The 14552-nt window shown below is 63.5% G+C and carries 13 protein-coding genes; 6 read left to right on the plus strand and 7 right to left on the minus strand.

Annotated features, from left to right (window positions below; all coding sequences use genetic code 11):
• Positions 1–20: 20 nt before the first annotated feature.
• A complete protein-coding gene (locus tag Pla111_RS01970) occupies positions 21–1805 on the minus strand; it encodes an ATP-binding protein (RefSeq protein ID WP_146570845.1) in 1785 nt (594 codons plus the stop codon).
• A 580-nt stretch (positions 1806–2385) separates the two neighbouring features.
• Between Pla111_RS01970 and Pla111_RS01975 the strand changes: the two genes are divergently transcribed.
• The 4 genes from Pla111_RS01975 (at position 2386) to Pla111_RS01990 (ending at position 6190) form a co-directional block, all read left to right on the plus strand.
• Positions 2386–3006: an OmpH family outer membrane protein gene (locus Pla111_RS01975; RefSeq protein ID WP_197524673.1), complete on the plus strand. Its 621-nt coding sequence runs from the start codon at positions 2386–2388 to the stop codon at positions 3004–3006.
• A 182-nt stretch (positions 3007–3188) separates the two neighbouring features.
• Positions 3189–4136, plus strand: a complete 948-nt coding sequence (locus Pla111_RS01980; protein ID WP_146570849.1) for a UDP-3-O-acyl-N-acetylglucosamine deacetylase — start codon at positions 3189–3191, stop codon at positions 4134–4136.
• 73 nt (positions 4137–4209) lie between these two features.
• On the plus strand, positions 4210–5025 hold the full coding sequence (gene lpxA, locus Pla111_RS01985) for an acyl-ACP--UDP-N-acetylglucosamine O-acyltransferase (protein WP_146570851.1): 816 nt from the start codon (positions 4210–4212) through the stop codon (positions 5023–5025).
• 82 nt (positions 5026–5107) lie between these two features.
• Positions 5108–6190: a Gfo/Idh/MocA family oxidoreductase gene (locus Pla111_RS01990; RefSeq protein WP_146570853.1), complete on the plus strand. Its 1083-nt coding sequence runs from the start codon at positions 5108–5110 to the stop codon at positions 6188–6190.
• A gap of 58 nt (positions 6191–6248) precedes the next feature.
• Here Pla111_RS01990 and Pla111_RS01995 read toward each other — a convergent pair whose 3' ends face one another.
• The gene (locus tag Pla111_RS01995) at positions 6249–7745 is read right to left on the minus strand and encodes an ABC transporter permease (protein WP_197524674.1); all 1497 of its coding nucleotides are present in this window, start codon (positions 7743–7745) and stop codon (positions 6249–6251) included.
• A gap of 61 nt (positions 7746–7806) precedes the next feature.
• Positions 7807–8094 carry an acylphosphatase gene (locus Pla111_RS02000; RefSeq protein WP_146570855.1) on the minus strand — a complete coding sequence of 96 codons (288 nt, stop codon included), beginning with the start codon at positions 8092–8094 and terminating at the stop codon, positions 7807–7809.
• Positions 8095–8273: 179 nt separating this feature from the next.
• Between Pla111_RS02000 and Pla111_RS02005 the strand changes: the two genes are divergently transcribed.
• A complete protein-coding gene (locus Pla111_RS02005; RefSeq protein ID WP_197524675.1) occupies positions 8274–9503 on the plus strand; it encodes a hypothetical protein in 1230 nt (409 codons plus the stop codon).
• Between the two features lie 13 nt (positions 9504–9516).
• On the opposite strand, the gene Pla111_RS02010 is transcribed toward Pla111_RS02005, so the two are convergent.
• From Pla111_RS02010 to Pla111_RS02020, 3 genes are all read right to left on the minus strand, one after another.
• Positions 9517–9738 carry a hypothetical protein gene (locus tag Pla111_RS02010; RefSeq protein ID WP_146570859.1) on the minus strand — a complete coding sequence of 74 codons (222 nt, stop codon included), beginning with the start codon at positions 9736–9738 and terminating at the stop codon, positions 9517–9519.
• A 159-nt stretch (positions 9739–9897) separates the two neighbouring features.
• Positions 9898–10569: an HAD family hydrolase gene (locus tag Pla111_RS02015; RefSeq protein WP_146570861.1), complete on the minus strand. Its 672-nt coding sequence runs from the start codon at positions 10567–10569 to the stop codon at positions 9898–9900.
• Entirely contained in the window at positions 10566–12188 is a 1623-nt protein-coding gene (locus Pla111_RS02020) for a DUF6798 domain-containing protein (protein ID WP_146570863.1), read from the minus strand. Before Pla111_RS02020 ends, Pla111_RS02015 begins: the two co-directional genes overlap by 4 nt.
• 379 nt (positions 12189–12567) lie before the next feature.
• Between Pla111_RS02020 and Pla111_RS02025 the strand changes: the two genes are divergently transcribed.
• Positions 12568–12909 (plus strand): hypothetical protein, encoded by a 342-nt coding sequence (locus tag Pla111_RS02025; RefSeq protein WP_146570865.1) that lies wholly within the window; start codon positions 12568–12570, stop codon positions 12907–12909.
• Positions 12910–12962: 53 nt separating this feature from the next.
• On the opposite strand, the gene xylB is transcribed toward Pla111_RS02025, so the two are convergent.
• Positions 12963–14501 carry a xylulokinase gene (gene xylB, locus Pla111_RS02030; protein WP_146570867.1) on the minus strand — a complete coding sequence of 513 codons (1539 nt, stop codon included), beginning with the start codon at positions 14499–14501 and terminating at the stop codon, positions 12963–12965.
• Between the last annotated feature and the right edge of the window lie 51 nt (positions 14502–14552).

A 14552-nucleotide genomic window follows, 5' to 3' on the forward strand; every position in this document is an offset into this window, starting at 1 on the left:
AGAACGTCCTGGGCGGGGGGTTAGGTCCCCGGCTGAATGAAGGTTGCGCTAGGCGAGGGACCGTTCTCAGGATCGACCGCACGGCTCATCGGCAGCTCAATGGTAAAGGTGCTGCCGTTGCCGACTTCGCTTGTCACCGTAACCGAACCGCCATGCTCTTCGACCGTCTTGCGGGTCACGGCCAGGCCCAGCCCCGTGCCACGCGAACCCTTGTTCGAGACAAACGCGGAGAAGATGGCTTCGAGTTGATCGGGCTCGATTCCGTGGCCGGTGTCGCGCACGGTAATACGCAGCGCCTCTTCCTCGGGGCAGAGCTCGACCGAGACGCACACAACGCCATCGGTTGTGTCCTCGCACGCATCGATGGCGTTGCTGACCAAGTTCAGCAACGCGCGGTGCAGGGCTTCAGGATCGATCATCATCGTGGGCGTGGGCGGTCCCGGATCACGCCGCAGCGTGACTCCCACCTCGCCCGCCCGGGCCTGCATCATCTGCACGACGTCTTCAATGAGGTCGCCCAGCTCGGTGGGCTCGGGGTCGGGCTCACGCTCTTTGCTGTAGGTGAGCATGTCCAGCACCAAGGCAGAGATGCGGTCCTGGTTCTTCTCGACGATCCCCCAGCCTTGGCGGAGCATCTCGACGGCCTTGGTAGCAGCTTCGAGGTCGGGGGTTTCTGCCCCTAAGGCTTTGCCGTGGCGGCTTATGCCTTGTTCGATCAGGTACGTACCGCCCTGGACTCCCTGCAAGATGTTCTTGATGTGGTGCGACAACGTGGCGATGGTCTGCCCCACTGCGGCCAATCGCTCGGCCTGGACCATCGCTTGATAGTGCGACGTGTCTTCCACCGCGAGCGCCGCTTGGTGCGCGATCGCGATCATCAGCTTCAGGTGCTCCTCGCCGAATTTGTTGACGCTCCGGCGTTCGAGCATCTCTTTGGGCGTGATGAGCGTGTCGATGTAGATGACGCCCACCAGGTCGTAGCGTCCTTGCATGGGGACACAGATCGCCTCGCGGACGCCCATCCGCATAATGCTCTTCGCGGGGTCCCAGCGGCTGTCGTCGCCCGCGTTGCTGGTTAGCACGCCCTCGCGACGATTGACCACGTACTCGAGGATCGTTTGGCTGATCGCAATCGGTGAGACCGGCTTATCGCCTTGTGAGCCTTCGCCTAAGGCACCGTCCCGCCCACGCCGTACCCGCGGGCGCAGCTCGCCGGTGTGCTCATCCTTGAGCAGGATGCAGCCCCGGTCGGCCTCCACCCACTCGAAGATCATGTCCATGATGCGAGCGAGCAGCTGATCAATATCGAGCGTGTGGCTGACCGCCAACGCGGTGCGGTACATGAGCTGCAGATTGCTCCGCGCCCGCGCCAGCCAGGGGCTCTGGGTTTGGTTGGCGGGGGTCGCGAGCAGGTCGCTCCCCTCGGCCTGGCTCATCGACTGCAAGATCCGAGCGCCGTCGTCGCGGTCGGCCGTGGCCACGATATCTAGCTCGTCGCGGCTCATGATGACCGAGTCACCATCGCCGGTGTACAGCATCAGCGTGCGGCCCAATTGCACCTGGTCGCCGCTAATCAGAGTGCGCTGACGCACCGCCTTGCCGTTAACAAACGTGCCGTTGGAGCTGTTGAGGTCGCGGATCATGTAGCTGTCACCGACGGCCGCCAGCACCGCGTGCTCACGCGATACCTCGGTGTCGTGCAGGCGAATGCGGTTCTCGCCGACGCGACCGATCGACAACTCGGGCTCGTCAAGAACGTAGCGTTGCCCTTGGTCTCGACCGCGAATAACAAACAGGGAAGCCACGACAACATTTCGCCGGAAAACCCGGCGCGGGTCAGGGTACAGGGGGCGGAAAGCGGGCGACGAGTTCAGGTGCAGCGGTGAAGCTGTCTTGCTGAGGGACTGATAGCAGCGAAATAAAAGTTTTTGCCGAAGTACCTTGGCAAGCCAGCGGCTCGGCCGGAGAGGCCTCGGACGGTGAGGGGGGCCGCCATCCTCACCGGCACCATCCGACTGCGACGCGGCCTTTCCCTGGCCGTTAAAAGCAGGCTGAGAGGCACTCGCAGCGATTCTAAGGCGTCCACGGCAGGGCCGGTAGGGTTTCTTGCAACTGACGATCCTGAAGTAACTGCTTGCCGATGGCTCAGGGTGATCGGGTAAAGGATGCGGGCTGTCCCCACGAATGCTCTTTACGGCTATGCCGGTTGTCGGCAGAATGCCCGCCACGACGACGGGTCCGCGCCGCGAGGCTCCCCCGCTTTCGCCCGCGGCTTGCCACGAGCGATGTGAGCCGGAAACCGCGTCGGATTGGTCACGGATGACCAAGTCGAGACACCTAAACCGGTCTCGAAAGGATTTTCCCCCGCAGCAACGGAGTGCTGACGTGAAGACTCAGGTGCTGGCCACGCTCGTGGCCCTATTGGTGACGGTGTCGGCAGGCCAGCGGGCCGCCGCTCAGGCCTCGACCAGCGTGAACGCCTCAAAGCTGGGCGTCGCGGTGATCGACATTAACTACATCTTCAACGAGTACCAGAAGCACAAAGGCGAGATGGACGCCATGAAGGCGGACTTCCGCGCGATCGATACGCAGCTCAAGACCGAGCAGCAAAAGATCATGCAGGCCGAACAGCAGAAGGCCGAGTCGTTCAAGCCCGGATCTCCCGAGTTTAATCAGCTCGACGACCAGATCGTCAAGATGAAGGCTGACCTGCAGGTGCAGGTCACGCGTCAGCGTAAGGACTTGGTTGAGCGCGAGGCCAGCATCTACTACACGACCTACCGCGAAGTCGATCAGGCCATCAAGTACTACGCCAAGAACAAGGGCATCACGCTCGTCTTGCGTTTCAACGGCGATGAGGCTGACCCCAACAATCGTGAGAGCATCCTGCGTTCGATCAACAAGGCGGTCCACTATCAGGATCAGATCGATATCACTCCGGACGTGCTCGCGCTGTTGAATCGTGCTGCTTCGCAGCAGGCCAATCGCGGCACGGCACCTCGCTGACCCCGATGTGCGGTGTGCCTCAGCCCCCTTGCGAGGGTCCGAGCAGCGTTTAGCTCGGCACTCGCTGGGGCTTGAGTTGGCGATGGTTGAATCGAGGTAGTCGTCTCGCTCTTGATCGAGTCGGCTCCTCTCCGTCTTCGGCGTTCTTGATAGACGCCACCCCCGACAGGGAGTTGTTTTTCATGATCCCGCCGCGCTTGCAGCGGACACTCGCCGGAGTCGCCACGGTAGAAGGCCGTGGCTATTGGACCGGCGAGCGTTCGCGTGTCGAGTTTCGCCCCGCCGCACCGGGGAGCGGTCGGTACTTCGTGCGCGACGACTTCCCTGTTGAGAGTCGGGCGATCACACCAGCAACGGTTGCTTATCGGCTACCCGCGACACGTCGCACGGTGCTGGCCGATGCCGGCGTCAAAGGTCCCGTGGCTGAAGTCGCGATGGTTGAGCATGTGCTCGCCGCCTTGGCAGGCTTGGGCGTTGATAACTGTGAGATCGGCGTCACGGCCACCGAGATGCCCGGCTGCGATGGATCCGCTGCTCCCTTTATCGAAGCAATCGACGAAGTCGGTTTTATCGATCAGGCCGCGGTGGCGACGCCGTTAGTGGTTACTAAGCCTGTTCGTTGTGGCGATGAGCGAAGCTGGATCGAGGCTCGCCCGCCGATGGGTCGGGGACTCACGATCGAGTACCGTCTGGACTATGGAGCCGCGACTTCGGTAGGACGCCAGTGGCTAGTGGTTGAGGTCGATGAGCCAACGTTCCGCTACGAAATCGCTCCTGCACGGACCTTTGTGCTTGAATCCGAGGCCCAAGCACTGGTAGCGCAGGGGCTCGGCAGCCATGTCACCCCGCAAGACTTGCTGATCTTCCGCGACACTCCGGGGCAGGATTCGGCGGCGGGTCCGATCGACAATCCGCTGCGTTACCCGGACGAATGCGTTCGCCACAAGATCCTCGACGTGATTGGCGATTTGGCCCTGGCGGGTCGGCCGATTATCGGGCACATCGTTGCCTGCTGCAGCGGCCATCGACTCAACGGCGATCTTGTCGAGGCGTTGCTAGCGACTCACCCCCAAACGGCCCCCGGATCCGGTCCGCAACAGGACCATCCGTCCGTGCGACGTTCAGCTTAAGAGACCCCCACGAATGCGTTGTGGATCGGCCCGCCGCGGGCCAACGCACCGCACCAGCGAAGGAGTGGCAAGGATGCCCACTAAAATCGCAGCGAACGCCTGGATCGATCCGCGTGCCCAGATTGACGAAGGGGTCGAGATCGGACCGCTCTGTGTGATTGGTGCCGGTGCGCGGATTGCCGCGGGCACGCGGCTCATCAATTCCGTGACGATCATGGGCCGGGTCGATATCGGCCGTGATAACGTCATCTATCCGGGCAGCGTCATCGGCGGCGAGCCACAAGATATCAGCTACTCCGGCGCAGAAACGCTCGTCGAAATCGGCGACGGCAACCTGATCCGCGAAGGCGTAACGATCAACCGGGCAAGCGAAAAAGAAGACGGTATCACGCGCGTTGGTAACCACAACTTTCTGATGGCTTCCGCGCACGTTGCGCACGACTGCAAGCTGGGTGATCACATCATCATCGCCAACGGAACGCTGCTGGGCGGGCACGTTCATGTGGCAGACCGGGCGTCGATCTCCGGCGGCGTGGCGGTGCATCACTACACCACCATTGGCAGCTTCAGTTTTATCGGTGGCTTGAGCCGCGTTCTGCACGATGTGCCCCCCTACATGCTGTGCGAGGGCAGTCCGGCCCGCCCGCGGTGTATCAACATCGTCGCGCTTAAGCGGAACAACTTCACTTCGGAAGACATCAACTGTCTTGCTGAGGCGCATCGCTTGATCTATCGCTCGAAAGTTGGCGTCCAAGCGGCACAGGACGTGCTCTCGTCGAGCGGTAAGATTTCTCCCGCGGTCGCGAACCTCTTCGACTTTATCGAAGGCCAGACCGAGGGACGCCACGGCCGCGGACGCGACGGCAAGAAGCGCGCTGCCGCGGCATAAATCGCAGCATTTACCCTACTAGCGTTCTTCTCTCCCGCGTCGGGGGCTCGTGCGAGAACGGTCGAAGTTTTGAGGCAAGCAGATGGCCAGGACACGTATCGCGGTAGTTGGTTGCGGCAAACTGGGCGGCTACCACGCCAACCTCGCTGCCAAGCTGGACGCCTTTGACCTGGTCGCGGTTATCGACCCGATCGCCGCCTCGCGCGCCGCGTTAGCAGAAAAAACAGGTGCCCCCGCGGTCGAAAGCGTCGCGGCGGTTCTCGATCAGATCGATGCGGCAGTTGTTGCCACGCCAACCGCCACCCACGCGGAAACCGCCCGACTTCTGCTGGAAGCGGGCAAACATGTGCTGGTCGAGAAGCCGATCGCACCGTCCGTCGAGGAGGCGGACCGCATGGTCCGCGCGGCCGAAGCCGCTGGGTGCGTGCTCCAAGTGGGGCACGTCGAGCGTTTTAATCCGGCGTTGTCCGCCGTCCCCGGCGGGATTCAGCCTCCGCGCTTCATCCAGGCCACGCGGTCGAGCGGCTTCACGTTCCGCTCGATCGATATCGGTGTGGTGATGGATCTGATGATCCACGACATCGATCTGGTGCTGTCGTTGACACGCTCGCGTGTGGTGAGCGTGGCGGCGCAGGGCCTTTCGGTGCTGGGAGACAACGAAGACGTAGCCGCAGCCCAGCTGACGCTGGCCAACGGGTGTGTGGCTCAGCTCAACGCCGCGCGCGTCAGCCCCGAGCCGATCCGTCAGATGCAGTGCTGGAGCGACGACGGTTACACCGCGTTTGACTTTGCCACCGGCTCGGCAAAAACGGTTCGTCCTTCGTCACAAGTATTGCAGCGCCAGTTTTCGGTGGCGACGGTAACGGCCTCGCAGCGCGAGCGGCTCGTCGCGGGGGGCCTGTTTACGGATGTCTTGGTCACGACCGAGCACAAGGCACCGGCGATCAACGCCATCGAGCACGAGCTGCTCGATTTTGATCGCGCCATTCGCACCCACACCGAGGCCCGGGTTTCGGGGCAGCAAGGCCGCAACGCGGTCGCCGTGGCAACCTGCATCATCGAAGCGATTGCCCACCATCGCTGGGACGGTGTTGGATCGAGCCGCGTCGGGCCCTTTGCCGTGCCATTTGGTGACACGGCCCCCACGCTCCGCCACGCCGCTTAGTGCGTGACTCGCAGAACGAGGTCCGGCAGGCATCAGGCGCGGGAATCAGACGCAGGCATCAGGCCAAGTCCCGGTCCTCGAAGAGCAGCAGCGCTAGCAGCAACGCGATCACGCAGTAGAGCGCCGAGTAGAGCGTCGCGACGAGCAGATAGCTTGCCGGCACGGCTTGGCCCGCGGCGATTGCCGGCTGGATGTTCAGGTGATCGAGCATCGGCAGCACGAGCGCGATCAACTGGCCGAAGAACGCCACAAACTCGTTCTCGCCGATCGACGATTGCACGAGCAGCGGTGTCAGGTGACCCACGGCGTAGATCGAGCCCACAATCAACAGGTTGGGCAGCATCGGCAGGCGTGTGCTGACGGCCACACTGATCGCGGTAAGCACGGCGACTTCGAGCCCCGCGAGCACCAAGCCGGGAGCTAGGCCGACCATTTCGGCATGGCATAGCTGCCACTCGGGCGTGGGGTTCGAGCTTTCGCGCGAGTCGTAAACCACTTTGTACGAAACGCAGGCCATCAGTAGGCCACCGAGCAGCACGAACATCAGCACCACCGGCCATAGGATGCCCAGGTACTTGCCGATAATGAACTGCCGGCGGCTGATCGGCTTGGAGAGCAGCGTCAGCGCGGTTTTCCCTTCGATCTCGTCGGCGATCGATACGCTAGCGGTCCACACCGCGAACAGAATGGCGAGGACCATGATCGTGCTCAGACCGGAGTCTTTGAGCATCTTCACGTCTTCGCCGAACGTGTTGTAGGGGATGTAGATGTAGCAGAAGAGCGCGACCGCTCCGCCCGCCATAAGCAGCAAGTAAATCGGCTGATTTGCCGCTTCTTTGGCGGTTGCCGCGGCGATGTTCGAGATGCCCGGGGTCAGCCAGCGGAGCAGAACGTACACGACGAACAGGCCTGCCAGGCTGAGGGCCACGACCGGAATCTGCCGGGTCTCGGGCACCAGAACTTCGCTCGTAAAGCTGAGCGAGACGTTCGCGGGCGCATCACCTTCATTGGTTAAGTAGAGTTTCGAGACGCGATCTTCTAAGCCGCGTTTGAGCTTGCTCTTGGTGTTCCAGGCGTAGGGCTCATCTCCCGCGACAATCGCCGTGGGGGCCAGATAAGCCTCGCCGGTGACGTCCGCCACGCGGATGTCTTGATCGGACTCGATCCGATAAGCAATGACCTCGTCTGCGACCAAATCGAAAGAAACCTCTTGGTCGATGCTTTGGGGTTCGACCACCACTAGCGCTGTGCGTTCCCCCGATGAGGGCAACCGCCGCAGGGAGTCCATCACTTTTGCGAGCGGCATCTGCGGCGCGGCTACGACGCCAAAGAGTGCGATCGCCGCCGCCGCGTAAAGGATCCAGACGAGCACGCTTTCGGCGACCGCCGAGGCGGCTTGCTTAGCGGCTCCCCGGTTGACCAGCCAAAAGATCCCCCACAAAGCCGCTAGCAGCACCAACCCGAGGGTCACGCCGATCGACAGGATCCAGAGCGGGGTGGTCCAGAGCTGGACATTCGCCAGCGGAACGGACAGCGGCAGAACAGGAAAAACCATGGTCAAGATCGGGGAGTCAACGGTTAAGCAATTTTCAACATCCGTTCGCGGAGAGGCACGCTCACCGCTGGCGAACAATTTTCATCGAGTCGGGGTGGATGAGGGGAACCTCGTCCGCGGTCTCCGTGGTGATGCTGGCACCAAATCGCGCGCGGATTGCTACTTGTAGTTCCGCCAGGGCTGTTGCGGCACCCTCGGCGTCCAACAAAACCGAGCCGTCGGCTTCGTTGCGCACCGTGCCGCAAACCCCCAGCTTTTCTGCCAGCTCACTAACGGTGTAGCGAAATCCGACCCCTTGAACCCGTCCCTCGTAGCGTACGCGGCGGGCGATTTTGGAAAAGTCCGTCATCGGTCGAACCGGTCGCCAGCACTGTAGCTGAATCGGAGGAACAGCCCCGAGGGGGACCCGCCGCGAACCCTGAGGTTCAGGCGAGCCCTTCAGATTACTAGCCAGAGGGGTCTGCGGCCAGGACTCCGTAGGCAGCGGCGTTGACACCGTAGTGGCATGATCGCTACGGTCCGCGCCCTATGCGCAGCTTGCCCCCCATCACCGCCCTTCTCTGCTTCTTCGGTACACCTCCGAAGGGGGCCGCTTTGTGGCTGGCGGCGGGAATCGGCCTGCTGATCTCCCCCCCCACGGCGGCCGAGGTCTTGCTTATGCGGCATGGCGACCTCCTGCAGGGGCAGATTGAACCAAACGCCGGCGGCTGGATTGTCCGCACCGAGGGGGAAGAACTTCGCGTGCCCGGTTCGTCGGTTGTGGGACGCTTTCGCGACGCACGCGATGCCTATCGCTGGCTGGCCGCCGACCTGCTTAAAGCGGGCGGGGCGGTAGACCGTCACGCAACGCTATCTGAGTGGTGCCTGCGTCAGCAGCTGTTTGTTGAAGCCAACGAACAATTGCAGCTTGCCGAAAAGTACGCCCAAGATTATCCGCGGCTGGAACCGCTGCGACGACGGATTGCCATGGGCCTGGCCACGCCCCGGCTGTTGCCCCCCGTTGACGGGGCCGAGTCGCTCGGAGCGGGCGAGAGGGTGCCCAGCACAAAGCGTTCACGCGTTGAGCAGGCAACCTTCGAGGCTCCGATCACCGACGCCCCCGCCAACGGCGACCCTTCGGCAGCGCTCGAAACATCCGAAGCAAGCCTTCAACAATTCACGCGCCGGATTCAACCGCTGCTCGTGAATAACTGCACGGCCGGCGGCTGCCATCGCGTTGCGCCCGATCGGGCTGCTCCCAACCATCAGACCTTTGCGCTCGATCGCCGGCTGCTTTTCGGCTACTCCGATTCGCGCTCAACCTCGCTGAATCTGCGTTCGGTCCTGGCGGCAATCGATCCGAACGAGCCGCATCGTAGCCCGTTGCTGGCGGCAGCACGCGGACCGCACGCCGGCGGCCAACCCTTCCGCGGGCCGCGCCGCGATGACTGGATCGCCACGCTCGAACAGTGGGTTAAACAGGTCGCCCGCGACAACCAAACGGAAGCAGCCGAGCCGGCGGGAACAGACGCAACAACCGACCCGATGACCGAGGGATCGCCGGTGCGTTACGACTCGGCCGTCATGCCAGCGGCGCTCGAAGAGCCGATCACCAGCAATCGCTTGGAGTCGGATCCGCTCGAAGAGACCTACGCGCCACGACAAAAAAGCGCGCTAAAGATCGGTAGAGCGCTCGAACGGGTCGAACCACGCGACGAGTTCGATCCGGAGATCTTCAACCGCACTTACCGTCAGCCCGCCGACGGAACGATCGAGTAGATCCGGGGCGACGCTAGCGGACGGTTTTCGGCCGCTCCGCAACTTCCACACCTGGGCGGGTCAGCGGCTCGCCGGCCATGGGATAGCTGCCGGCCCGCGCGTGATTGCAGGCTCCGCAGGTGGCACCCGACACGGGAGATCCGTAGTCGTGGCATGACTGACAGGCGTTGCAGCCGAGCTGCGTTACCGCCAGAAACAGTCCAAATGCGGTTGCTATGAGCTGCTTGCCGGTCATCGCATGTGCCTCGCTATCGATTGCCTTGCCGCCGTCGCACGTGGGCCACGGCGCTCTTGCTGTCGGTAGGTATCGGCAGGAGGGGTCGCAACGATGAAGCAAGATTGGCGGCCCGGTGTGCTAGCTCGGCGGAGCGATAGCGGCATCTGCTTCCGCGAATCAGACCCCCAACACCTCGGCGATCCGCGGGTCGGCAAGCGTTTGCGCGACAAACGCCACGCCCGTGAAGTCGTGTTCGGTGGTGTGCGGGCTGGGCACCGCGATCGTGTAAGCCCCCGCTGCCACTCCCGCTCGGCTGCCGATGCTGCTGTCCTCGAGCACCAGCATCTGAGACGAATCGACCCCGTGCTGCTCAGCCGCCATCAGGTAGGGCTCGGGATCTGGCTTACCTATTTTTACATCGTCGGCTGTGATGACGAACGACAAACGATCACGCACACCGATGACCCGCAGGATCTGTTCGGCGTAGCGCCGAGCGCCGCTGGTGACCACGCCGCGGGGCACGCTTGCCGCGTCGAGCCGGTCGAATAGCTCGTGAACGTAGGGCATGGGGGCGAGCCGATCGCCGGCCAGCTCCCAGAAAGTCTTCTCGGATTCGACCGCGAGCTCTTCGACCGTCAGGTCGAGTTCGTGCCAGTCGATCATGAGCTGCAACGCCTTGAGGGTCGGCAGCCCCATCATGCGATGCCGCAACGCATCTTCAAACGGCTTGCCGCGCCGACGCAGCGTCTCGATACCGGTCAGCTCGTAGACGTCCTCGCTGCTAGCAAGGACACCGTCCATATCAAAGGCCACCGCAATCAGCGGGGCGGGGGGGAGGGGGTAGCTCACGGAGGGGGCGGTGTCTGAGAGGGGGCGGGCGAGCGTGGCTCGGGGGAAGGCAGGGCATAAAGCGTATACGGCCCCCAGCGGCCGACAACCGGCAGGCTAGCCCGATCGGCTCCGATCGGCAGGTACGCGGGGGTTTCGTTGAGCACGTGCGTCGCTCCGTAGCGCGCTCCCAGCGTGCGCAACCGCAAGGCCCCTAAACTGGCAAGCGAGGGCGTCCAGCGCGGTCGCCCCGACTCCCAGAAGCCGATCTGGAATATCTCTTGGCCGCGTTCGCGCCATTCCACCATGCTCCGTGCGTCTTGCGGGATATCTTTGTAGGTCATCACTTCCGAGCGTTGCGCCCACCACTTTGCGGTTTGCGTGCGACGCGGCGTGAGCAGCATGGCATCGGCAGGCAGATGGGTGTCGATCCAGCGGCAGGCTGCCTGCCAAGCAGCGGGATCGCGCAGCTTGGCGTCGGCGGGGGCCACGGCCCCCGCGCTGCGGTTCCATGCGTGGCCGCCCACTCCCCAGGCCGATAGGGCTCCTAACCCCACGGCAACCGTTACTGCGAGCGCCCGACGAGCCGGACGTTTATCGCGCAGGCCAAGCCCTAGGGAAGCAACAATCAGCAGGGCACCAGCGAGCGGTGCCGCAATGTCCGACAACCGGAACCAGTAGTACTTCAGCAGCGCGGCCGCCAGAGCCGGCGATCCGGCGAGCACGGTCTCGATCACCAGGCCGGTGATGCTGATCGCGGCGGCTCCCGCGGCGAAGCGCACGATCCAGCGGAGCGAACTGCGCCGGACAACTTGGCGCGGCAACTTGCGTGAGAGCAAGGTCCCGGCCAACAGGCCCAGCAGCACGAGCATTCCCGCGTGGCGCTCCAGACGGTCCTTCAGCCATGGCCCCCCCTTGCTCAGCGGGGCGAGATGATGCGGCAGACGCTCGAAAACATAGATCTGATTCGCCTGCGAAACGATGTCCGGCTCGACCGAGGCGTTCATCATGAGCGGCGGCAGCACGCCGGCCATCGCAAGGATCCCGCCGATGACGATCCCCGGAGCCATCGATCGTAAGCGGGGCCGCCCGCGACGGGTTAACAGCCAAGCGATCGACAGCGCTACGCCCGACCAAAGTCCGACGAGCGCATGCATCGCGGTGGCGAGACCCAGCAACCCCCACGTCAGCGAAGAGGCCCGGTCAAGCCACGCGCGCAGCGCCAGCAGCACCACGCCGTAGGCTAGTGTCTTCGACTCGAATCCGCCGATGAGCCATTCGCCGCCGAAGTGCGTTTGCTCGGTGCCGACCACCAGCAGCGCTGCGCCCAGGACCGAGACGCCGGGGTAGGGAGCCACGCGGTGAGACAGCCGAGTCCACCCCCATGCCAGGAGTCCCCAGCTCAGCCCGCGACCGATCCATGCCAGAACCGGTAGCGAAACCACCAAGCTCAGCCAGCCCAAGAGCCACACGATCGTGAAGTGGGCCTCGGGCGATTCCAGAAACAGATCGCCCGGGCAATAAGAGGGGTCCCAGTAGTGCTTGAGTCGGCACAGGTAATGCGCCTCGTTACGGTGCGGTGCGGGGTCGCCCCCCGCAACGAGGAACACCAGCACCGTCAGCAGGGTCTCGGCGACCACAACACCGACGCTCGGACGCCAGCGGGGCTGGCGTCCGCTCAGGGGCGGTCCGGCGGCGGCGTCTAGAGGCGGGGCGATGGTTCGTAAGCTGTTGATGGAAAATGGCTTACGGGGAAATCTGGAGGGGGGCTCCTACGATCCGACAAGCCTGCCGAAGCCTACCTAAGTCCCGTCTCCCTCACCAGTTGACGAAAGTCGTGGAGGCAAGCAGACGTTTTGTATGAGCTAAGCTTGCTATATCGGTCGAAATACGCCTACAGTGAGGTTGGCTCAGTCTTCCAGGCGAGACTTGACCCTCCCACCTTGCGACGCCCCCCAAGAGCGGTTTCCACCGCTCTCCCCGCCCGGGGCGTTAAAAAACTCCCTCGGAGTGATCGCCATGAATCCGTTTACCGAAGCTGATGCTGCGCGGCTCAACAACCTGATCGATATCGAGATGGGCATGGACGAGTCCGTCGACCGTCTCGATGACCTGATCGCCCAGTGCTTGGATGACGTCCTCGATGATGCGTCCGCTGCCGAGCTGGAGCAGATGCTTCAGCAGGAAGAGGCCCGCCAACGGTACGTGCAGTACGCTCGTCTTCATGCCGAGCTGTTTGCCTACTTCAAGCCGGCTCGCGAGGGGTCATCAGCCGGAACCGCTAGCAGCAGCCACACCACCCTGCCACTCGCAGCGATGATTGGCATGCCGATCGATTCGGCGGGGCCCGCTGCTTCCTGAGTGGCTGGGGTGGTTCACGACGGCGCGGATGTTTGTTCGCGACCGGCCGCGACTTAGCCCTTTGCTGTGGCCTTGGCCGCGATCGCGTTGAAAGTAGGCGAAAGCTGTCGGTACAGCTCGCGGTACGTCGCCACCCCAGCGTCGTAGATGAGCTTGGTTTGGCGGACCGGCTTGGTTGGTTCGGTGGTGGAGACCGCCGCCGAGCACGCCTGCTCGATCGAGCGATACTCGCCGCAGCCGACCGCCGCCAGCAGAGCAACGCCCATGGCGGGCCCCTGGTCTTGCTGCATCGCTGCGACCTTGACCCCTAGCACATCGGCCTGAAGCTGCCGCCAGAAGGGGCTCTTCGCACCGCCGCCGGTGGTGCGGATCTCCTTCATCGGCACGCCGAGCTCGCGCAAGATATCGAGGCTATCACGCAGGGCGTAGGTCACCCCTTCAACAAGCGCGCGGATCATCGCCCCGCGGTTGTGCTTGAGTGTCAGTCCGACGAAGGCCCCGCGGGCATTGGGATCGGCGTGGGGGGTGCGCTCGCCCGCTAGATACGGCAAGAAGTAAAGCCCTTCGGCACCCGCCGGTGCGGTGCTCGCCTCGACCAGCAGCTTCTCGAAGAGATTCTCGCTGGGTCGCAGAGCCGCTTGATCGGCTTGGCATAACGTATCGGCAAACCACTGCAGCGCGCCGGCCGCGGTCAGTGTGACGCCCATCTGATGCCATTTGCCCCGGACGGCGTGGCAGAAAGTATGGACACGGCCGAGCGGATCAACCTCGGGCGTATCGCTGTGGGCAAACACCACGCCGCTCGTTCCGAGCGACGTGGCGATCACACCGCGTTTGACAACTCCGTTGCCGACCGCGCCTGCGGCACAGTCGCCCGCCCCGCCAACCACCACGCAATCGGTGCTGAGTCCCAGTTCAGCGGCGGCTTGCGGGGTCAGCGTGCCGGTGGGCTCTTCCGATTCCACGCAGCGCGGCAGCAGGCTCGCGTCGAGCCCCAGCTTGCTGAGCAGGGGCTTGGACCACTGGCGTTTGGCGACATCCAGCAGCAGCGTGCCACTCGCGTCGCTGACTTCCGTGGCGAGTTCGCCGGTCAGTCGCCGCCGCACATCGTCCTTGGGAAGCAGCACCTGCGTGAGGCGCTCGTAGTGCCGGGGCTCGTTGTTTCGCAGCCACAGGATCTTCGGCGCTTGGAAACCTGTGAGCGCCGGATTGGCGACCATCTTGATCAGCCGCTTGCGCCCTCCCGCGAGGCGTTCGATCTCAGCGCACTCGGCGACCGTCCGCTGGTCGTTCCACAGCAGCGCGGGCCGGAGCACATTACCTGACTTGTCGAGAAAGACCGAGCCGTGCATCTGCCCGCTCAGCCCGATGCCTTTGACGGCACCTGGCTTGAGCTTGGCGGTCTTCATGACCTGGCGAACCGTCTGGACAACGCCCCCCCACCACAGGTCGGGGTCTTGCTCACTCCAGAGTGGTCGCGGATGGTGACAACCGTAGGCGGCACTCGCCGAGGCGAGAACTTTCCCCGTGGGATCGATCGCCAGGGTCTTGGCTCCCGAGGTGCCGATATCGATACCCAGATAGATACTCATCTCGCAGGTCTTGCTGGTGGTACTTCGAAGTAAAAATCACGTCACCCTGCT

Origin of the sequence: Botrimarina hoheduenensis, from assembly GCF_007859815.1 — a bacterium.
Classification (GTDB): domain Bacteria; phylum Planctomycetota; class Planctomycetia; order Pirellulales; family Lacipirellulaceae; genus Botrimarina; species Botrimarina hoheduenensis.